The sequence below is a fragment of the Mesorhizobium huakuii genome (assembly GCF_014189455.1).
Lineage (GTDB): Bacteria > Pseudomonadota > Alphaproteobacteria > Rhizobiales > Rhizobiaceae > Mesorhizobium > Mesorhizobium huakuii_A.
In genome coordinates this window covers 289789-311263 of the sequence record NZ_CP050298.1, presented here as the reverse complement: position 1 = coordinate 311263, position 21475 = coordinate 289789, and the positions used below count along the sequence as shown (strand labels likewise).

Sequence of the window (21475 nt, the reverse complement as noted above, 5' to 3'; positions counted from 1 at the left end):
GGGGATTCGCGCTGGTCGCGGATTTGTTAGCGTGCTGTTTCGTGGTCAGGGAAGCGCGCCATGACCAACTGGACAGCGGAGAGTGAAGCATCGACAAGAGTATCCGTCACTCCCCGATCATACGAGGTGGGCAGTTGATGACGCTTACGTTTGAAACTGTGATGTGGGGGCGGAATGGCGCATTTCTGCGAAAGAAAGTCGGATGAGCATCTGCAGCACAGGTTCACGCCGACGATCGATCAATTCGTGATCGGGCTGATTGAAATAGGACAACAGGCAGCGATAGCAGCCCGCTACGCAGTGAGAGTCCTCAACATTTTCCAGTGCCTTCGGTCCACTAACCGCAGCCGCTGAGAGGCTTCCCGGAGCATAGTGCATTATCTCCAGCGCCTTCTTCGCAACGGCGCGAAAGGCACTGCCATCCTCGACCAACCTGGACAAGACCCCGGCGCCACCCTCCGCGGCCTCGTAAAACAACAGTGCTCGGCGATCCTTTCTTGAGGGCGTCGGCTGTCCCTGGATTTCGCCTTCTTCCACTTGGTAAATGGCCTCGATGCCACGCGCAAAAGCATGCTGGATCGTAGCAACTATTGCCTCCGCCTCGTCTCCAGCAGCAGCCAACCAAGCAGCAGGAAACCGGATGAGCAGCGCGTTTTTCCGGTCCTCTACAACCGGGGTGATGGGTTGCCGACTATTGATCGGTGATCCTTCTTCCGCGTCCTGCGCTCGGTTGTCACTTGCCCAATAGCCGCTTTTCGGATCGATCAAAAACCCGATCTTACTGATGTCCTTGCGGCGGCGGAGTCCCCGGTTGATACGACGCGCCTGTGCGGCAGGCGTAAATTCCGCGGAGAATATTTGCCCCTCTGAATCTTCAAACACTCGGGATCTGACGTCGCTCGGGTCTCGAAACGAGAAGGTCGTCTGGAGTTCATAGCCTTGGCGACGACGCTCTTCGTCGTTGGCGGTTATCCGCTCCACTTGGCGCGTACCAACATTCTCGATCCGATGAAGCTGCTTCGTTATGTTCGATTTGTTCAGAGCGCTGTTACATACGTGGCAGCGTTCTGGCGGCTCTCCGTCATGGGCGGCACCGCAGGCTGGGCAAATTGCCGTGCTGAATGTCGGGAGCAATCCATCTTGCTCGCCACCAACCTCCTTTAACAGGGCGCGATCGACCCGATAGGCACGCCCCTCGTGATAGACAAGGCTGCCTGGCCCGAACTCGGCGATCGCCAGAAAGCGTGCACGCTGAATATACCGCTGTCCTTTTCCGCCCTGATCACCTGGCACGAACGCCATAATAGGGAGACGTGGGAAGTTATAGCCAGGCAGGAACCCTTCCGTTGCCAGATACCGGTACACGTAGAAATCGGAGCCTTGGCCCTCGGCCCCCCGTAGCAAAAGCTTTATCTGGGTGTTTCCAGCCGCTTGCCGTGTTTCTGCGGCAAGGCGTTCCTGCGGTGAGATCGAATAATCTTTTTAGAGTATGTGCCGCGTCTTCTACCTGCCGTTCGGCCGCAGCCCACAAATCCCTCCACCGGTCAAAGGTATCGGCAAGGCGTTGAGGCGCGGCAGCAACGACCCGGTTTGTATTGGCATCAACACCAACAAACCACTCCGGTGGCGTGGCGCCAAAGTCATCAGCGACAGCTGACAGAACGGCCGCAACGCGCTTTGCACCGGCACTCTTTGCCTCGTCAGCAGACACCCGGTTCCAGTGATGCGGCAAGAGAGGCTTGCCGGAAACTGTCATGTCGAGGTTATCGGCGATCGACGCCGACAATGCCGCTCCACTGGCAGCCAGCCACTCTGCGTGAAGATGGCTTTCGACAAGTTCGTGATTTTTCAGATCAATAGATGGCGGGAGCACCACGCCATCGACCATCGCGCTTGGACGCTCGAAGAAGTATTGGTCATGCGGGCTTTGTGCCGCGCAATAGGTGACAATTAAGGCTGCCTGACCGCTGCGGCCCGCACGCCCACCGCGCTGAGCGTAGTTCGCTGGCGTTGGGGGCACATTTCGCATGTAGACGACGTTCATCGCGGAGATATCGACGCCGAGTTCCATGGTTGGCGAGCAAAACAAGGTTGGTAGGAAACGGCTATCTTCTCGAAGCTCCTTCAATCGTTCGGCCTGGTCGATCAGAAGTTGCCGGTCGTCTATGCCATAACGAAAGCGAGCCTCGCGGATCTCTCGTAGATCACCCTCAACCTGCGCCGTATGCTCTCGGCCTTCGAAGCCGAAGATTGCCTCGCCGCCGTCGGCCAGAAGCGTCGCGATATGTGCATACAGACCACGGAAAAAAGGATTGTCCCGATCCGGAGCTTGATTTGCTGAAAGCGCAAAAGTGATCGATGACGGCACCAGACGCCAACCATCTCCGCCAACAGGGGAGACGACCTGTGTCGCCAGCCCGTAACGACCTGCTGCTTTCAACAAGCCTTCGACAATTTCCGTGATCTGCTTACCGGTTGCCCGTCTGCCACCGAAGGTCATCGACCGAAATTGCCGGCCGATCGTGCTGGTCGGACTGCCCCGAAGAATCAACTCTTCGTCTTTCGGCGACATCTCACGGCGGGTTGGCGGCTTCGGCATGAATACCGGGGCTGCCAAGAAGCGCTCCTCATCCAGTATCCATGGGGCCTTGATTGCGCTCCGCATTCGACTGGCGAGGCTTTCGATCTTCAGTCGATCCAGGGCATCACATTCGACTGCTAAGCCCTTGCGCATCACGTCCAACAACACCCGAAGCGCCGCCTGACGTTCGAGAGCTGAAGCCGCTCGCAACAAAGGGTAGGTTTCAAATTCCTTGTCGTCGTGTGCGAGGTCATCGAGGGAAATGTAGCGCGCCTCGATCAACCCAAGCTGCTCGAGATTGGGATTCGTGTAACGCCACCCCCGCCGTTGCTCGATCCAGAATCGATGCGTCAGCGATTCGCGGATCACCTTTTCAACGGCCAGCAGCTTGGCCCCCCTAAGATCCGGCTCTACCAACCATTCGGTTCGCCGAGATACATTGGATACCACAAAGCCCAGCATTCGCTGGATCGCCTTGCCGACCTCATCCTCTTGCAACCCTTCATCACCGGCCTGGGAAACGGCTGCCAGAATCGCGCCGCGTAGCAGCGTGACGAATAGAAAGTCGTTGAAATGCCCGGCCTGCAGGGCGGCATCCTGTCGGTTGTCAGTGAAGGCCAAGAGCTTGCGTCTCGTCGCCGGGATGGAGTTTTCCGTATCGTTCATCCAACGCAGGATGGCCGCAATAATAATCGTCGTCGCCGAACTGCGCCCCTCGGCGCCCAAGGCGGCGAGCCGGTTAATGTCACGAGTTGAATCGCTGTGGTGCTCCCCGCATGCCGGGCAGAATTTGAACTTACCCGGCATGAACCAGGCTCGTTGGCCGTCATTGCCGCAGGTGCCGTCCGGAAGCACCGATACAAGCTCAGCCCTCGTCTTGCGGTACGTCGCTTTTAACCGCAATTCGCCCGATTTTGTTTCTTCAAGCCAAGCCTCGGGATAGTCCTCATCCCGACCATGGAACGTGAACTCGCCATCCACGGGCTCGGGCATAAGGAAGCCCCAGCGTTCAACGATGCCCTCAGCCTCTTCGTCATCATTGAGGGGGACATCATCGATCTCACGCTTCTCAAATGATTTTGCGCCATTGTCGTCGACCAGCGTGACGGGATGGTTTTCCTGCCCACACCGCCGGCAGAAATAAGCGCTATATAGTCTTTTTGTCGGATTTTCCGGATCGAAGATTTGTCCATCAAATGTGACCGAGCGCGAACCCGAGGGATCGAGGGTCGTGTACAGACGACCTGCGCCTGAAATAAATTGATGTAGCTTAAACGCGAAAAGAGGCTCGTCACTGCCGCCGCTATGGCCTCGGAGTTTCTCCGGCAAGCTAAACGCCAGTAGCGCGTTTTTTAATGCCAGCTCGCATGTCTCGACGGCTTCGCCGGATTCACTAGATAGTAGGACCGCCGCCGTCTTCAGCGATAGGGAGCGCGCCCGCTGCGGCTTCTGGTCTACCTCTCGAGGGCCGAGCCTAGTCTCTACCCAGATGGCAAGATCATCACGAGCGATCTCACCATTTGATTTCCCGTAATAGGGCGTACCTGAAGCCGCGCTGACCACAGCGTCACTCAGTCGAGATAGCCCTCTGTCAGCGGATTGATCTGGATCCGTCGCGCGGCGCAAGGTTTCTGTAACGATCGCGTCTCGGCCGATGTTCGTCCCAAATAAGCGGGACGCGACATCAGCAACAACCTGATTGCGATCTTCTTCGCCGCCTTCGCTGGCCATTGTTGCCGAGGTGCCAATGCAAATCGGCGGATGCCGGGGATCGCCAGCACGCGCCCGCAGACGGCGCATCAGCATCGCAACATCTGCCCCATGGCGCCCTCGATACGTATGTAGTTCATCAAGAACAATAAATCGAAGGCCGCTACAATTTTCCACGACACGTCGGTCAAGATCTGACTGCCGCGTCATCAGAAGCTCGAGCATCATAAAATTGGTGAGCAAAATGTCCGGGGGATTGTTCTTTATCTGCTCCCGTTCCTCCGAATTCTGCTGACCGGTGTATCGAGCGAAGGTCACGGGCACTGCATGGTTTTGATCTGCGAGAAATTTCTTCAATTCCTCAAGCTGGCTATTAGCCAAGGCATTCATCGGATAGATGATTACCGCTCGGGTCCGCGCATCCTCGCCAGCCCGCTTCGCCTTAACAACGGCATCAACAATCGGAATAAAGAAACAAAGGGACTTACCCGACCCGGTGCCGGTCGTTACGACGAAGCTCTTTCCGTCCAGTGCAAGGCCAATTGCCTGCTCCTGATGGCGACGTAACTTCAGAGTCTTGTCGGAGGCGCCGGCAGCGGCGCGTGAGTCCCGGAATATCTGAGCGCAATCATCGATCAGCCCTTTTGGGCCAACAAGGCTTTGGACCGAGCCGCCACCTTCATAGTGCGGATTAAGCTGAATTATGGGTTCAGGCCAGAAACGACGCCCGGCGTAGAGATCGGTTACCTTCTCCAGAATTTCTGACGAACGTATCCGTGTAAAGGATCTGGCAAATCCGGTATATTGAGCCAATAGACTATTATTTAGCGAAAAGACGTCCACAAACTTACTGCCTTCCCAAAATAGAATGCCTGGATTGACAGAGCATTCTCTTTTTCTTTAGACCGGTGTCCGCCGGCAACCAGCTCTGTTCGTCATTTCCAGCATCAACAAGCGGAAGCAGAAACAGACGGAGATCGACGATAACGGCAGCGAACGTCTCCGGCGCGGCAGCCATGCGCTCGCGGCCGAGAAAGGTTTGCCATTGAACGCTCCAGGCCGCCGTGAATTCATCACTCAGCCCAATCGGAATATCTGCGGGCAGTGCCGTCCCCCGCCGTTCGAACGTACGCCTTACAGCCTCAATCAGGGTCTGACCGTTGATGCGAACCACGACTTCATTCAGATGCCAGACATCGTCTTTCGTCGGCGACTTGCGGCGTATGCGGCGCGCATAATCAGGGCCGTGCTTTCGGCACCATCGGCGGATGGTCTCGTAGGAAACGACGATCCCGCGTTCGAGCAGCATTTCCTCGACATCGCGCAGGCTCAGATTGAAGTCGAAGTAGAGCCAGACAGCACGCGCCACGATTTCGATCGGATAGCGGTGGTTCTTGTAGGTCGGTGCACTCACGGTCATGGGCGCGCGGCTACCTCAATTTCCTTACCCCTCAATCAATGTGACACCACCACTTCTGCAACTCGATTCATGTGGCGTTCCAGTTGGGTGGGGTCTGCCCGAGGATGTTGTGAACGAAGAACTGCAGGAGTTTGTACTGGCGATGGGTGCCTGGCGCACCGTGATCGGCGCCAGGCACGTAGACCATGTCGCAATCTTTTCCCGCCTTGATGAGCCGGTCGGCAAGCTGGAAAGCGGAGGTCGGGTCGACATTGTGGTCCATTTCGCCGACGACGATCATCGGCTTGCCCTGCAGCCTGTGAGCATTGTCGATGGAGGAGGATTGCGAATATTCAATGCCGACTGGCCCTGCGTCCATCAGTTTTTCCAGGCAACATCATGAAAGGCGCGCGAGCGGTGTTGGTACCCATGCCATCGATCTGCACAACGACGAAGCCCAACTGCGTGAGCGGCTCTGTCCGCCTTGAGAAGGATTTTGGCACGAAAGAGCCATGCGGCCCGGCGTAGATATCCTCCATCACCGGGTATTTCTTCGTCGGATCGAAATTGGCTGGCAGGTGGATCACGCCCCAGATATCAGTCTTGCCGTCTCGCCCCTTGGCGTGGAAGCTGAGTGGCGCCAGACGGGCCTGATCGAAGGCGGGCTGCTTCACACCCGTGGCAGCATCGACCCGCATGAACTGCTGCTCGCCGTGGCTAGTCCGGCGCGGTATATGAACGCGTCGGGAGTCAGCCAGAACGGCCCCTCGGGGACATTCACGGTGAGCCCGCCATAGCGATCGTTTATCGTCAGTGCCCGCTCAAAATCGCTCAGCGCCAGCGGCGGAGGTGCACCATTCGGACCATTGTCCAGCGCCCGAGCGGTTACCGATCCCGATGCCCCTTGAATTAATAGCGCGAGCGTCAAAGCGCCGGTTTTGTACATATCTGTTCACCTCTTTGGGTTTTCGGAAGACGCATGTTTGGATTTGGCTTCTCATCGCCGGTCTGCAGCAGCGAGCGCCGAGCGTCTTCGGAGGAGCCTGCACGCGGGTGCAGCCGGGGCCGCAGTCACCATGACAGGGCGCTCTTTGAGGACATCCAGGAACTGGTCGGGTGGACCAGATTGAAGAGTTGGCATCCGCGCCGATAACAACTGCCTATGCAGCCCTGACTCGACTATTCCTCGGCGAGTACGGCCTCTTCCTTTTCTGCATCTGGATGGTCCTGCTGTAGTAAGGCCGGATGTCGCCCCGGCAGAAATCATTGTGCTAACATTTTCGATATCATCGGTCCGTGACGCGTTACTGATGACCGGGAGCAATATGCGTGCCAAAGGAAAAACTCGTTGAATTATAAGGCAATCGATCGAACCGGCTATGTCGCATCTCCAACATCGTCGTACATCGGACAATGCCAGGCGACATGTCACGGGTGTCGTGTTGCCTCACCTAATTTTGTTACCGAGTGCCTCATCAGGAATGTTACCCGCAGCAAGACGTGCGGGATTTGGCGCGACGTATGGTGCAAGGCCGCTGACCTCGCCGATAAGCCGCTGCACGGCTTGTCGGCGCCACTCTCTTACTCGCTTTTGCAACGTGTGAAGCTGTCGCAAGGGTGCTGTCACATTGATTGAGGGGTAAGGAAATTGAGGTAGCAGCGGCGCTAAACGCCCGATCCAGCATCCACTCCGCCACCTGGATGATCTCACCCGGCCTGATCTCTACCCGGATGATCGCGCCATTGGCCCGGTCCTCACGACCTTCATGCCGAAAACGACCGCCGTAATATGGATGCCAGCGATAATGAAACTCTACCATCTGCCCGACATGGGCAGAATGACCCTGCGATGGCCGTTCAACGGAAGATCACCAACGGCTATCGCGCCATGTGGGGCGCAAAGGGCGAAGCCGACATTCGAACCGTTGTCGACACGGCTCGTCTCACGCCAGGCACGAACCCCTTCAAAATCATCCTTCAAACCGTCAGCGCCTGAAATCCGCTATGACTGAGCCCGCGACCTTGATCTTCCGAGCCTCTCTTCGGGCGCGGCTTTATCGGGACATCGAGGTGTCGAGTTCGAGCACGCTAGCGGATCTGGCCGAAGCCATCGTAGGGCATTCGGCTTCGACATGGACCACGCCTACGGATTCTATTCAAAGCTGACGGGAAAGCTGTTCGACTCGCCCCTGCGGTTCGAACTCTTCGCCGACATAGAGGGGAGCAGCTCTCGCAGCGTGAAGGGCACGCGCGTCACCACAGCCTTCCAGAAGGTGGGCTCGGCAATGACCTTCTTGTACGACTACGGTGACGAGTGGCGCTTCCGCGCTGAAGTTATTGGAACCGGGCAGGCGCAGCCCCATGCCAACTACCCGAGGATCGTCAGCAAGATCGGCAAGGCTCCCCCGCAGTACCCGGACATCGACGACGAGTGACGACGCACCGTGCCGCATCGAGGGGGCGAGGGGTGGGTAATTCCACTCTGATCATGGTTCAGTGTTCCAGAATAGAATACCCGTCAAATATTACGCTTATTACACAATGGTAAAATAGCCTTCAAAACCCTTAACGGAAACGTAATCCACGATAGGACTCCTCCATGCTAAAGGTCTAGGGCTTTCAACTCCAGAAGGGGTAACGTTATGTCAGAAAAAGTGATTCAGTGGCAGGCGGACACCCGCTGCGGCTTGGGTGTGAATGACCCGATCATCGGCGCCCCCGTGGGGCATTGGCCCCTCAGCGAATCAAGCGCCACGCTCGTTTGGAATATTGAGCTGAGCAAGAATGTCATTCTGCTCGATGCGGGAGGCAAAACCCTCGCCCTTGACTTCAACGACGGGGAGATCGCCCACCAGGTTCCGCTTATCCTTTCCGAATATAGGGGCACGCCGACAAGTCCCAGCAGTGGAACCCCATCGTGCGTCCAGGTTACATCACCTCCCTCGCCGACCCCTCCCTGGTTGCCGACGACCGAGATCGGAAGCCTGAGCCCGGGAGTCCCGCGTGGGCCCATTCGTTCAATGGCTCCGTAGCGCAGCAGTGGAAAGTCAAGGACCCGTTCCAAGTCCTCGCGGACCTCACTCAGGCCGCCTAGCAATTCTGTGAGCGGTGGGGCGCTAATGGCGGTACCAGCGGGCGATGATCTGCGGCGGGAAACGATGCGCTTGTAGCTGACGGTCGCGGTGTTCATGCCATCGGTCTATGCCGCAAATCCCTGAACGCGAGTTAAGGTGATAATGCCCGACCAGCAAAGATCGTGGTCCGAGCCGTCGTCCAAGGGAAGTCGACACCGCCGCTGCTGCATTGCTCGTCGTGTCCTCGGAGCACCCCGGTGCCGAGAGCTGAAGCGGGTACCTTTCCTCGGAGCCAGGATAGAGGAGCCAGGATAGAAAAGGAATTATTCCGCCTTTGCTTGACGTGAATCAACAAGGGGCGACGTCACCGATGACAGATTCCAATCGCCCGCCAAAAAGGAGAACTCACATGAAACGACTTGGTCTTATCTGTCTGACCGTACTTTCCCTCATCGGATTTTCCTTCTCTGCGAGAGCAGAAGAAGTTCACGGGCCCGTCGATGCAACCATGACATTTTCCGGCAGCAGCGTGGCTGCTGGCTTTGGCTACACGTGGGGTAACGGAGCCCTGAACTTCGAGGGTAAATCCTATCCTTTCACCGTTTCGGGATTGACCTTCATCGATGTCGGAGCCGAGCGAATTGACGGCGCCGGAACCGTTTACAATCTGAAGAAGGTCGAAGATGTCGCCGGAACCTATGTCGCGGCCGGCGCAGGTGCGACACTCGCGGGCGGCGGCAGCGTCGTGGCGCTCGAAAATCAGAATGGCGTCATCGTGCATTTCCATTCGACCACGGCGGGATTGAAGCTCAATCTGTCGGTCGGAGGGATTGTCGTGAAGCTGAAGTGAATTTTGTGGCTGGCTATTCATCTTTGGGTGACCAGCCGGATTCACACCGTATCCGCGCCAGACGGCTGGAACATCGCCAAATCAATCGGAAATCGACCTGACCGCATCAGAGCCAACGGCGTTATCACCTTAACTCGCGTTCAGGGATTTGCGGCAAACCGATGGCATGAACACCGCGACCGTCAGCTACAAGCGCCATCGTTTCCCGGCGCAGATCATCCGCAGATCATCGCCCATGCAGTCTGGCTCTCCTACAGGTTCCCCTTGAGCCTGGCGTCTGGTCGAGGAAATGCTGCTGGAGCGTGGGATCGTGGTTTCGTATGAGACAATCCGCCGGTGGGGCATCAAGTTCGGTCCGCATGACGCTCGCCGCTTGCGCCGCAAGCAGCGCAGCCGAAACGATGTCTAGCACCTGGACGAGGTCGTCATCACCATCGCCGGCAGGAAACACTGGTTGTGGCGCACCGTCGACCAGGATGGCTATGGGCTCGACGAGATCGTCCAGAACCGCCGCAACACCAAGGCGGCCAAGCGCTTGCTGACGCGGCTGCTGAAGAAGCAAGGCGTCGCACCGAAGCGCATGGTCACCGACAAGATGCGCTCCTATGGAGCGGCCAAGCGTCAAGTGATGCCGGCCGTTGAACATCGATCGCACAAGGGATTGAACAACCGGGCGCAGAATGCACATGTGCCGCTGCGAAAACGGGAGCGGATGATGCAAGGCTTGCGATCACCAGGAGCACTGCAACGCTTCGTCTCGATCGTCTCGATCGTCTCGATCGTCTCGATCGTCTCGGCGCTGCGCAATCTCTTCGTCCCGCCCCAGGCCTCAACGCGTATATATCCAGACAACGTGAATCGCCATGTTAAGCGGAAACTGCTAGGTCGCGGACGCCGCAAATAAGGTCTATGCAATACAACGGACAATCGTGAGCGATTCGATCGCAGAGGGCGACAGTATGAATATGAATCAGAGTGAATATCCTAATGGGGGTCGTGCAATTGTTCGTAGCTCAGAGATTTGAGACCTTATCAGTTATAACTCTCTAGTTCTTGAACTGCACGCCCGAGGAATTCACTTTGAAGAAGTGCGCAATACCAGGCTCCCGGCCTACGCGCAGATGCATAACCACGATGCGGCGGTTCCCTATATTGTCATTAGCCCATTTAGCGAATGGGGGCTTTCCGAGACCCTGCGATTGCTGCGGCAATATCGGATCTATAACAATATTGCGGTCTCTGTTCGTGCAGGCGGTCACGGCTACTTCAACGGCGCATCGTGCGAAGGTGTAATGATCAATCTCTCCAACATGACCTCGGCGTGCATCAAGGATGACGTCCTAATACTCGATCCTGGCGGAATACTCGGGCAGACGATCCACTATCTAAACAAAGCCGAGAAAGTTGTTCCTCATGGTGATTGTTATGAGGTGGCAGCCGGTGGACACTTTACAACTGCTGGTTGGGACGTCATTCTTTCACGAAAATACGGTCTAGGCTGCCAACCTCTACTTGGTGGCCGCGTTGTACTTTGGGATGGAACGGTTTTGGAGGTAAACGAATCGTCATACCCTGATCTGATGTGGGCCATGCGCGGCGGAGCCGCAGCTGAAGTGGGCGTTGTGTCTCGCTTGGACCTTCAATTGGTCGATGCGCCAAAATACGCCACTTGGCGAGAATCAGTTCTTGACCTAAGGCAGTTGCGTGTCTGCATCGAAAACAACATCGTTGCAAAAGCGGTTGGCCTCCCGCGTGAGTTGTCAATTTACTTCAAGGTCGTATTCGTTCAGAAGAAAGAAGAGCCGGTTTGTCATGTCTCTCTATTCAGTCTACTGCCAGTTTCAGAAAATATATCTATATTGCGGGAGCATTTAGGGAATGGCATTATGGACGCCTTCTCTGACGTTGAGGGTGGGGCACCGGATCAATTGTTGACATCCGAATGCTGCCGGCCTCCGCCTTTCTAAAAAAGACTCCCGAAATGCTGTCGGAACTCCGCGCGACGACTTTCAAGATCGACCCCCTTCGCTTTTGGGAAAAATCTATGGTGGGTTGGGAAATGGGAGGGTCTCACTTCACAACGGTTGCGGACTGGCTGGTTCCAAACTGTGATCCCGTGCTTCTCGACATATGCGAGTGCTTCGAGAGCGTGAAGGACGAGGAATTCCGCCTGCGGATGTACGCGCTTGTCACCGTTGGTGGCGGGAGAATCACCGAACTTCAACACAAGTGCTCGATGCCGCTCGGTGACATCCTCACACGCTTGGCGTTGGTGCATGGGTCCGGACTTGAGCGGCGTTGGTGCGCGGATATGAAATCGAACGCATTTCGATCTTTAATGTAGTTGGTTATGCCTGCGTGACTTGACGCCGGATAGACTCCGGGCGTGCCCATGCCAGCATGCGGTTGAGAACGATGCAACCGATGGCAACCTCGGTCTGTTGAGCCGGAAGAGAGCGTGCTCGCAGGCGCCGTCCGATCAGCCCCTTGTATCGTCCGATGGCTGTTTCGCTCAGCGCCCGCTTGCCGTAGCCGGTGGCTGCCTGCCATTTCAGCCGACCGTCGCTTGCGATTGCGGCAATGTGCTTGTCCCTTTGACCAGGCGGTCCGGCATCACGGCTTTCCACCGCCGTGGAACGCGGTGGAATGACGATGTTCGCGGTTGCGCTGTGCTGCAGGATAGACCGATAGGTTGGCTTGCCGTCATAGGCTCCGTCGGCTGTGAACTGGTCGATCTCGCCGTCGATCTGATCGAGAAGCGGTGCCACCTGGGAAGGATCATCCGTGTCCTGATCTGTCAGCCTTTGGGCAATGATCGCGCCACTTTTGGCATCCACTGCCAGATGCAGCTTGCGCCAGTTGCGACGTGATCTGGCGCCATGTTTCTGCTCCAGCCATTGCCCGGCGCCGTAGACTTTCAATCCCGTGCTATCGACAAGCACATGCAGCGGGCCGTCCGGCAGCGGCGGGTTTCGTCGGGCTGATGGCTCCCACTTCTGTGCCCGACGGCTCAGCGTCGTATGATCTGGAACTGGGACTTTCAGCCCCATGAGATCCAGCAGCGAGTGAAGCAATCCCTCGGTCTGGCGCAGCCGCATTGCGAAGACGCAACCCAGCGTCAGCGCTGTCTCAATGGCGAGATCGGAATACCGGGCTTGGCCGCCGCGGGTCTTGCGTCGCGGAGCGCGCCATCCCGCCAGTGCCTCCGGCGTTACCCATAAGGTCAGGCTACCACGCCGGCGCAGACCTGCTTCGTAGTCACGCCAATTCGTCACCCTGAATTTCATCTTTCCGACGTGATGACGACGATCTGCGTTGTGTTTGTACGGCATGGCACTCGCATCAAGCTGATTTCGATCCTGCCTGCCTATCGCCAAACCGTTGACAAAAGATCCATGCACCAACGCTGTTAAGCAGCGCCCTTATGGTAACCGTATGCCTAGATGGATCGGCGGAATTGCGGGATATTCCGCAAGTCAGCGTCCCCATTGTCTTGATCTTTCATCTTATTGTGTACATAATTATAAAGACACTCCCGCAGGCAACCTTAAGGAGACACCGTATGGCAATAGGCTCCCGCCAACGCGCACACCGCCAGCAGGCCCTGGAAGCTCAGGGCGCATCCCACCCGCATCCCGAGGCAGTGGCGGACCCGCTCTTCCGCGACAGCGCATTCTTCGACCCGAACGACCTGGTCCAGGTCAAATACGAGATGCTGCGCAGCGTGGAAAAGGACGGGCGTGCGGTGGTGGAGGCGGCAGAAGCCTTTGGGTTGTCTCGGCCGGTCTATTACGTGACGCGAGAGCTGTTCAATCGCGAGGGCCTGCCTGGCCTGTTGCCCCGCAAGCGTGGACCGAAGCGCCCGCACAAGCTCACCGAGGAGAATCTTGCTGTCCTGGCGCAGGCCATACGAGAGAGCGAACAGATGCCAGGCGGTGCGGAGTTGGCTGCCCTACTCGTCGAACGATGCGGCATCAGTGCCCACCCCCGGAGCATCCTGCGAAGACTGCTTCCCTATCTGAACCAGCCGGAAAAAAACTGCTGTGACCGTCGATGCGCTCCCGCTCGATACCATGCAGTTCACCGCGCAATACGAGCTGATCCGCTCGCAGGTCATCAACGCCGCTCGCGACGCCCCGCACAGAGATCTCGGCGCTCAACCACGCGGTGTCGGCCTTGGCTTGCTGCTGCGAGAAGGGATGCCCGGGTGGCTCGGCACAATCGACAGCGTGATACGCGCATCACTGTCCCGGCGGACCATGGACGCTCCTCTGCCGAAGCCGGCTGACCCCCTCGCCGAGTGCAGCATCGGGTCGCCGTGGTTCTCCGGTGTGCAACGCCAGGACATTACGACCCTTCTGACGAGTCTGGTTCTCTCCACTCGTCTTGTTGACCCCCTCCTCACCGACGGAAGGATATCGGTCATGCCAATGAACAGCGAGGCTCATCAGAAGATCACAGCGGCGCACCTTTCGCGCATGGCGTATCTGTACGTCCGCCAGTCGACGCTGCGCCAGGTGTTCGAGAACACCGAGAGTACCAAGCGCCAATATGGGCTGCGCGACCGTGCCGTGGCGCTCGGTTGGCCGCTCGATCGGATCGTCGTCATTGACAGCGATCTCGGGCAATCTGGCGCCAGTGCGGCCGATCGCGAAGGCTTCCAACGCCTTGTGACCGAGGTCAGTCTCGGTCGCGTTGGGATCGTCCTGGGACTGGAGGTGTCGCGGCTCGCGCGCAACAATACCGACTGGCATCGGCTGCTCGAGCTTTGCGCGCTCGGCGACACACTTATCCTGGACGAGGATGGCCTGTACGACCCGGCTCACTTCAACGACAGGTTGCTGTTGGGGCTGAAGGGCACCATGAGTGAGGCCGAACTGCATGTGCTCAGGGCGCGTCTTCGTGGCGGGATCTTGAGCCGCGCCCGCCGCGGCGAGCTGAAGCAGATGGTCCCGGTCGGCTTCGTCCATGACGTCCGCGATTGCGTCATCATGGATCCGGACGCCCAAGTGCAGGCGGCGGTGCGACTGTTCTTCGATACCTTCAGACGCACCGGCTCCTGTTTGGCTGTGGTCAAGGAGTTCTACGCGAAGGATCTGCTCTTCCCGCGCCGCCTGAGAAGCGGCGCCCACAAGGGTGAGCTGGTCTGGACGGAACTCTTGCATTGTCGCGCGCGACAGATCATCCACAACCCCCGCTATGCCGGCGCCTTCGTCTTCGGCCGCACCAAGAACCGGCGTTTGCCGAATGGCAAATACTCCTCCCGGCAGGTCCCGAGCGAGGATTGGATCCTATTGCGCGATACACATCCGGGCTACATTAGCTGGGAAGACTACCTGTCGAACCTGGAGCGGGTGAAGGGCAACGCGCTCGCCTGGAGTTCGGAGCGGCACCATGGTCCCGCCCGGGAGGGGCCGGCCCTGCTGCAGGGGCTCGTGATCTGCGGTGCCTGCGGAGAACGGATGTCGGTGCGCTATCACTCTCATCGCAAGGCCGAGATACCGAGCTACTGGTGCGGCCGTCGCCCAATGCACCGAGGCGAGATTGGTCTGTGCCAAACGATACATGGAGGCGCGCTCGATGCGGCGATCGGAGAAATCCTCATCGAGGCGATGACGCCGCTCTCGATCGAAGTGGCGCTGGGCGTGCAGCAGGAACTCGCAACCCGCCAGGAGGAGGCCGACCGGCTCCGCCGGCAGCATGTGGAGCGGGCCAAGTACGAAGCCGAACTCGCCCAACGTCGCTTCCTCAAGGTCGATCCAGACAACCGCCTGGTCGCTGACGTGCTGGAAGCGGATTGGAACGCCAAGTTACGGGCGATTGCCGCCGCGCAGGAAGCATACGACAAATCCGCCGCGGCTGACGTCAGTGTCGTCAACGATACGGAGCGGGCGGAATTGATGGCCCTTGCCAGCGACTTCCCACGCCTCTGGCGGGATCCGCGCACGAAGATGAAGGACAAGAAGCGCATGCTGCGCTTGTTGATCGATGACGTGACCCTCACCAAGGGGGACACGGTGCATGTCGATATCCGTTTCGTCGGCGGCGCGACGCGTTCGCTCGATCTGCCGCTGCCGAAGTCGTGCGTCGTGTTGCGTACGACGGATGCCGCCGTGGTGCAGGAGATCGATCGACTCATCGACACCTATACCGACAAAGAGATCGCCGACCTCCTCAACGAGCGCGGGGTGCGCACGGTGGTGACGACCCCGTGGACCGCTGCACGTATAGGGCGGCTTCGCCATATCTATCAGCTTACCGATCGGCGTACGCGCCTGCTCGCGCAGGGCCTGCTGACCCCTGAGGACGTCGCGACCCGCTACGGTGTCGTGATCTCCACCGTGCATCTCTGGCGTCGGCGGGGCCTGCTGCGTGCCCACCCGGTCAACGATCGGGGCGACTTCCTCTACGAGATCCCGCAGCAGGACCTGCCGGCGAAGTTTGCTCACAAACTTGTTTACCAGGTCGATCCCGTAACTTCTTCATCACATAGCGGACGAGGTGCAGTATGAGCCTAAGCCCTTATCGCGGGCCTTGTACGGCCGGGCTGGCAGGATTGTGGTGCCATAGTGCCGGGCCATATCCTGGTACGTACGGTTGAGGCCGGGATCATAGCGGTCGGGGTTGGTCACAGCCGCCTTGAGATTGTCGCAGACCGTGATGGTCGCCACTCCGCCGAAGGCGGCGAACATGCCGACATGGCAGCCGATCCAGTCGCCCAGCCCTTCGCTCGGCCGAGCCTCGCAGTAAACATAGCTGGAGGCTCCCAATGCGCCGACGAACAACTTCATGGCCTGAGCTTCGCCCGTTATCGGGTCGACGATATCGATGGTGTCGCCGGCGTAATCGACAAACACCTTCTCACCGGCGGCGTGGCGTTGGCGCATCGTTGGCGACACGCGCTGCTTCCAGGCCTCGTAGCTCGTGCAGAACCAGGTATAGCCATAGCCGTTGGGACGGTCCGTGCGATATTCCACCCAGAGCAGCGAACGCGTCACTCCGGGGCGGCGCAGTTCCCGATCGACATGAGCCCAGTCAGGCTCGGGGCCGCGGTCGGTCTTGACGCAGACCTGCCCCGGAAACAGCAACCGTTCCAGGCTCGTGTCGGTCATCGCCTCGGGCAACGGCCAGGTTAGTTTGGCTGCATTGGCCCGGTGAAGGTAAATTCCCACGGCCCCTTTGCTGATCCCCAACGACTTGGCAATCAGCCGGCTGCTAAGCCCGCTCTCGTACTTCAGTCGCAATAGTTCGCGTATGCGGCGCATCGACAATCTCTCGGTCGGCATCTGGATTCCTCGTGTCAAAACGAGTGTGTCCATAGCCCAGTCAGACTGTCGGTCGGGATCCCTTCACCCTTGCTCTAAAGGTGCCCACGATCCTCTGAAATCACTGCCCACGATCCTCTGAAATGGGTGCCCACGATCCTCTGAAATCCGCAGCTTGAAGGTCGACCACTCCACCGTGCATCGCTGGGTCGCCCACTTCTCGCCACAGCTGCTGGAGCGCTTCAACCGGCGCAAGCGTACCGTCGGCAGCAAGTGGCGTATGGACGAGACGTACATCAGAGTCTGCGGCCAATGGATGTATCTCTATCGTGCTATCGACAGCCTCGGCGACACGGTCGAGTTCTTCTTCAGCGAAAACCGTGACCTGGTGGTGGCCAAACGCTTCCTCCGCAAGGCGCTGGCGCGCCATGGCCGACCGGAGCGCATCGTCATCGACGGCAGCCAGACCAATCACGGGGCGATCAAGCGCCGCATTCGATCCATGCTCGGCTTCAAGTCGCAGCCGAGCGCCGTGGTTATCCTCTCCGGCATCGAGATGATCCACATGAAGCGCAAGCGACAGGCGAGGTATGCCTACAATCCCAGTCCGTCGATCGCCGAGCAGTTCGATATCCTCGCTGCCTGACGGACAGGCTGTCACTACCCCATTTCCAAGTTTGCGACAGGACCGGTCGCGACAGCAGGCGAGTTTTTGCGCGCGATAGCGATTACCGAGGAATCCGTAATAGCGGATGCGATGGAAGCCCCGGGCAGGACGTGTAGCAGGAAGCGGCGAATGAACTCGTCAGACGCGACGGTCATGACCTTCTGCCGACTGCCGTGCCGATAGTCCTTCCAGCGGAAGGCGACTTTGCCATCCTCGATGGCCACGAGGCATTGTTGGAAATGGCGACGCGGTGCGTTTAGCGTAAGGCAGCCACGGCATAGTCTGCCGCTTCAAAGAGCGCCATCCGCTTAAGTCCGGATCCATTGCAGCAAAACCCTGTCATTTACCAACGTTTTCTATCCGCTCAGGAGCGCGGCGCCGGCCGCACTCCCATTTCCTTGAGCAACCGGCCCGCGCCGTCGATCTTGTCCATGGTCCAGATCATGAAGCGACTGTCGACATGGATGCTGCGATTGCGGTCCGCGTCGGGGGCCCAGTCCGAGATCACGCCCTCGAGCGTGCCGTCGAACACGAGACCCACGAACTCGCCACGCCCGTTCAGCGTCGCCGAGCCACTGTTGCCGTTGGTGATGTCAACCGTGGACATGAAGTCGACCGGCAACGTGCCCAGCGCCGGCGCGACATATGGGCCATAGTCCTTGGCCCGAATCGCGGCAACCACGGCATCCGGCGCATCGAACTCGCCCCTGCCAGTGTGCTTGGCCAGAAGTCCCTCGGCCGTGGTGAAGGGCGTCCAGATCTGCCCATCGCGCGTTCGCCCTGCCACCTTGCCCCAAGTGATGCGCAGCGATCCATTCGCGTCGGGATACACTGGCTGGCCGATTGCCTGCCGATAGACACGCAGACCCTGCATATAGGTCGCGCGGGGCGCCTGCGTACGGCCGGCGCGGTCCTTCTTCGCGACCTCCGCAGCTATGTCGCCGGGATAGAGCGCGACCGCCAGCTTGATGAAAGGATCATCCGACGCCTCGAAGGCAGTAGCCGGCTTACCGAGCCAGCCGAGCCGCGTGGCCGTGTCGGCGAGTTTGGTGTCCGCATAGAGTCGGTCAAGGCCGATTTGGTCCAGAGCGGTCTCGAACGCAGTATCGCGATCCTTTGCGTCCAGCCGACGATATTCATCGAGCGCGGCCTCGAAGAGCTTGCGATCGATGTCGGGCAGATAACGGAGTTCTATCTGCGTCAGTTGATCGACGGTCTCGTTACGGTCACGATCCTGAAAGCCGCTTTCACGGTCTTCATCGGGCTTCTCGTGCTCCTTCGCCCAGCGATAGAGAGTGCGCGCGGATGAGAGGATTTGCGCGCGGTCCAGCAGCGCCTGCCGCAGCCCCTTGAGTGAGGCCCGGCTATTCTCGGCCACCATGGCGTCCAGTTCGCGGATTGCTGTGTCATAGCGCGCCTGCCGCGCGGGGATCGTCAGCGACCCAGTCGCGATAAGCTTTCTCCTCGTTGGCCTTGCGAGCATCGAGCCCAATCGCATCGGCGCCGGCGAGATCGCCCGCTAGTTTCTTCTCGTAGTTTTCCGCGCCTTGCAGGATGGCGGCGTAGCGGATCTGCGCGTCACGATTGCCTGCCGTGGCTCGCTTGATCTGGGCGGCATAGTCCGACAACAAACGCTGCAGCAGCGGTTCGTAGTCCGCGAAGTTGAACTGGACTTCGCCAGCGGTGCGCAACCGATTGGTCGTCCCCGGAAAGCCGGCGACCATCACGAAATCGCCTTCTTGAACACCTTCATGGGCGATGCGCAGCCAGCTCTTCGGCCGGTAGGGCACATTGTCGCGCGCATAAGGCCGGGAGGAACCATCAGGAGCGACATAGGCGCGATAAAAGCCGAAGTCGCCTGTGTGGCGCGGCCACATCCAATTGTCCGTTTCGCCGCCGAAGTTACCGATGCCGAGCGCGGGCGCATAGGCGAGGCGCACGTCCTGAATTTCGAGCTTCTGCTCGAGATAGTAGGAGTCGCCGCCATAATAGCCCTCCACGTCGCAGCGGCGATTGGGCTGTGCTTCACATGCAGCGATGAGCGCCTTGCGGTTCGTGTCGAGCCGCTCATAGCGGGCAAAGCCGTTCAGCTTGTCCGAAACGCCCTTGAGCATGTCGGCGGTCACATCCCGCATATCCTCGATCACATAGATGCGGCTGCCAGGCGCCGCGGGCAATTCTTCACCCAGGCTCTTCGCCAGAAAGCCGTTTGTGAGATAGTCCTGTCCCTCCTTGCTGTTGTACTGGATAGATCCGAACACGCAGTGATGATTGGTTGCGACCAGCCCTTGTGGACTGACGAAGGAGGCGGAGCATCCGCCCAGTGATACGATCGCGTTGAGCGGGCCAGTGTCCAGACGGCGCAACAGGGCGGGATCGATCTGGAGCCCATCCGCGCGCATGGCCGCGCCCACGTCCGCAATCTGGCCCGGCATCCACATACCTTCGTGCGCCGACGTAGCGCTGACCTTCCAGAGCAAGGCGATGGCAGTTGCTTGGGCCAAACATTTCAAATTCGAGTTCATGCTGATCTCGCTCTCATCCTGCTTACTGTTCTACGCAGACCGGATCGATGACTATCGGGATGGTCGGCGTCCGCCCGCGCGGCTGGCACTCCGTCACGACTGAGTGGACCGTTGACGCTCACCTCTCATCGTATCGGTGGCGTGCATGCTTGCGGATCATCCGCAGCACCAACCGTGCCAAAGGAATAAAACCTTCAATTACAACGTGGTGAGCCGCCCCATCTGTGTCCGATCTCCCGCATCGTCGTAAACCCGACAGAATTAAATGGAAAACGACACCTGCGTAACGCCGCCATGCAAATCTGGAACAAATCGCGTGTGTCGCCGCGGCACGACAGCCGTCCCCGCCAGCTATCGCTGCATCAAGCCGCTGATAATTTTACAGTGCCCGCACTCCTCCTCGTGCGCCAACGGTCAGTCTGGTGTCGCGAATTGAGGCGCGCTAAAGCCGTCCGGCTCAGCCGATCATGGCGCTTCGGTTGCCGGGTTCGAGGTCGTGGCCTCTGCCGCTGCGCGATTCTAGCATTTGCGCCTTGGAGAGCTCTGCTTCAGCCTCGGCGAGAGATGGCTCGGCTGCGGTTCTCTGCCGCAGAAGGTCCGATTGCGAACTCTTGAGGTTGTCACGACGCAGGCGGGCGGCCTTGGCGAACGTCGGGTAAGCGAAATGATTGATATCGGAGATGCCAGCCTTCGTTTCCTCGGCGTTGATCTGGAAGTCCAGTTCTCGCGCCATGCGTTCGAAATCGGCAATCATCATGTCTAGCTGCTGCAGCTGTCGCCGCTTCTCATTCACCTGAAATTGCTTAAGTCGGACCAGATTACCTCGTGGCTTCATGACTCGGTACTCCCGTACACATTTCGTCCGATCAAACCGCTCTCCTCCCAGCCCCTTAACGTTAGGCCTACAGCGACTCTCACGGTTTCCGCTGCGACAGGAAACATATTGTCCAAAATCCTTGGCCGATGGCTATGAGTTCAATGGCATCGACAAGCATGCGGGCGAGGGACTTAAGGGGCGGTAAAAAAGGTGAAATAGGGCGATGTCACGCTGTCTGCATATGAACCCGTTGAGACCTGGCGGCCGCTGATGTCAGCAGACCATGGCCACGGCTTTCCATTTCGCCATGGGCCGCGTCTCTCTGCAGCGCGATCAAACCGGCATAGGTGTCCACAAAATTCCGAAGCGGGGATTCGTTCTCGGGGACTTTGCGACAGCCGTTTGTGCGCTCTTCCAGGAGCTTGCGACAAAACCGGCATCAGTGCCTCAATCGGTTTTGCACCAGTTCGAACTGTTCCCCTTCGCCATGTGACAGGGTTTCCCTGCCGCGGACTACTACGAGAACTCCGCCAACATGATGGACATCAGGGCCAACTCCCTTGCGATGCAGAACATCGTTGTCATTC

General features: G+C 58.6%; 14 protein-coding genes and 7 pseudogenes. 10 read left to right on the top strand and 11 right to left on the bottom strand.

Annotated features, from left to right (window positions below; all coding sequences use genetic code 11):
* Positions 1–144: 144 nt before the first annotated feature.
* The 5 genes and pseudogenes from HB778_RS37830 to HB778_RS37810 form a co-directional block, all read right to left on the bottom strand.
* Positions 145–1365 carry a Zn-binding domain-containing protein gene (locus HB778_RS37830; RefSeq protein WP_183465544.1) on the bottom strand — a complete coding sequence of 407 codons (1221 nt, stop codon included), beginning with the start codon at positions 1363–1365 and terminating at the stop codon, positions 145–147.
* Complete coding sequence (locus HB778_RS37825) at positions 1322–5134, bottom strand: DEAD/DEAH box helicase (RefSeq protein ID WP_183465543.1); 3813 nt, start codon at positions 5132–5134, stop codon at positions 1322–1324. The genes HB778_RS37830 and HB778_RS37825 overlap by 44 nt, the downstream gene beginning before the upstream one ends.
* Before the next feature lie 310 nt (positions 5135–5444).
* Positions 5445–5711, bottom strand: a pseudogene (locus HB778_RS42335) (IS6 family transposase); the annotation flags it as partial.
* Between the two features lie 67 nt (positions 5712–5778).
* A pseudogene (locus HB778_RS37815) lies at positions 5779–6328 on the bottom strand (alpha/beta hydrolase family protein); the annotation flags it as partial.
* 32 nt (positions 6329–6360) lie between these two features.
* Entirely contained in the window at positions 6361–6636 is a 276-nt protein-coding gene (locus HB778_RS37810) for a hypothetical protein (RefSeq protein ID WP_183454717.1), read from the bottom strand.
* 909 nt (positions 6637–7545) lie between these two features.
* Here HB778_RS37810 and HB778_RS37805 point away from each other — a divergent pair.
* The 6 genes and pseudogenes from HB778_RS37805 to HB778_RS37780 all read left to right on the top strand — a co-directional run.
* Positions 7546–7686, top strand: a pseudogene (locus tag HB778_RS37805) (IS66 family transposase); the annotation flags it as partial.
* Between the two features lie 136 nt (positions 7687–7822).
* Positions 7823–8125: a plasmid pRiA4b ORF-3 family protein gene (locus HB778_RS37800; protein WP_244662101.1), complete on the top strand. Its 303-nt coding sequence runs from the start codon at positions 7823–7825 to the stop codon at positions 8123–8125.
* A gap of 1048 nt (positions 8126–9173) precedes the next feature.
* A complete protein-coding gene (locus HB778_RS37795; RefSeq protein ID WP_183454719.1) occupies positions 9174–9614 on the top strand; it encodes a hypothetical protein in 441 nt (146 codons plus the stop codon).
* 123 nt (positions 9615–9737) lie between these two features.
* Positions 9738–10518, top strand: a pseudogene (locus HB778_RS37790) (IS6 family transposase).
* Between the two features lie 184 nt (positions 10519–10702).
* Entirely contained in the window at positions 10703–11581 is an 879-nt protein-coding gene (locus tag HB778_RS37785; RefSeq protein WP_210308092.1) for an FAD-binding oxidoreductase, read from the top strand.
* On the top strand, positions 11557–11958 hold the full coding sequence (locus HB778_RS37780; RefSeq protein WP_183465541.1) for a hypothetical protein: 402 nt from the start codon (positions 11557–11559) through the stop codon (positions 11956–11958). The genes HB778_RS37785 and HB778_RS37780 overlap by 25 nt, the downstream gene beginning before the upstream one ends.
* Before the next feature lie 4 nt (positions 11959–11962).
* Here HB778_RS37780 and HB778_RS37775 read toward each other — a convergent pair whose 3' ends face one another.
* Positions 11963–12946, bottom strand: a complete 984-nt coding sequence (locus tag HB778_RS37775) for an IS5 family transposase (protein WP_183465540.1) — start codon at positions 12944–12946, stop codon at positions 11963–11965.
* 92 nt (positions 12947–13038) lie between these two features.
* On the opposite strand from HB778_RS37775, the gene HB778_RS43270 reads away from it, so the two are divergent.
* On the top strand, positions 13039–13902 hold the full coding sequence (locus HB778_RS43270) for a helix-turn-helix domain-containing protein (RefSeq protein WP_432421284.1): 864 nt from the start codon (positions 13039–13041) through the stop codon (positions 13900–13902).
* Positions 13814–16126 (top strand): recombinase family protein, encoded by a 2313-nt coding sequence (locus HB778_RS37765; RefSeq protein ID WP_432421294.1) that lies wholly within the window; start codon positions 13814–13816, stop codon positions 16124–16126. Before HB778_RS43270 ends, HB778_RS37765 begins: the two co-directional genes overlap by 89 nt.
* Positions 16127–16135: 9 nt before the next feature.
* On the opposite strand, the pseudogene istA reads toward HB778_RS37765, so the two are convergent.
* A pseudogene (istA, locus tag HB778_RS37760) lies at positions 16136–16900 on the bottom strand (IS21 family transposase); the annotation flags it as partial.
* A 148-nt stretch (positions 16901–17048) separates the two neighbouring features.
* Here istA and HB778_RS37755 point away from each other — a divergent pair.
* A pseudogene (locus HB778_RS37755) lies at positions 17049–17525 on the top strand (IS6 family transposase); the annotation flags it as partial.
* 48 nt (positions 17526–17573) lie between these two features.
* Here the strand turns inward: HB778_RS37755 and HB778_RS37750 are convergent.
* From HB778_RS37750 to HB778_RS37740, 4 genes and pseudogenes are all read right to left on the bottom strand, one after another.
* A pseudogene (locus HB778_RS37750) lies at positions 17574–17802 on the bottom strand (transposase); the annotation flags it as partial.
* Between the two features lie 108 nt (positions 17803–17910).
* Positions 17911–18927 (bottom strand): S46 family peptidase, encoded by a 1017-nt coding sequence (locus tag HB778_RS42990; protein WP_280515978.1) that lies wholly within the window; start codon positions 18925–18927, stop codon positions 17911–17913.
* A gap of 25 nt (positions 18928–18952) precedes the next feature.
* Entirely contained in the window at positions 18953–20026 is a 1074-nt protein-coding gene (locus tag HB778_RS42985) for a S46 family peptidase (protein ID WP_280515977.1), read from the bottom strand.
* A 502-nt stretch (positions 20027–20528) separates the two neighbouring features.
* Positions 20529–20906, bottom strand: a complete 378-nt coding sequence (locus HB778_RS37740; RefSeq protein ID WP_183454891.1) for a flagellar export protein FliJ — start codon at positions 20904–20906, stop codon at positions 20529–20531.
* 265 nt (positions 20907–21171) lie between these two features.
* Between HB778_RS37740 and HB778_RS37735 the strand changes: the two genes are divergently transcribed.
* The gene (locus HB778_RS37735; protein WP_183465537.1) at positions 21172–21381 is read left to right on the top strand and encodes a hypothetical protein; all 210 of its coding nucleotides are present in this window, start codon (positions 21172–21174) and stop codon (positions 21379–21381) included.
* Positions 21382–21475: the final 94 nt, after the last annotated feature.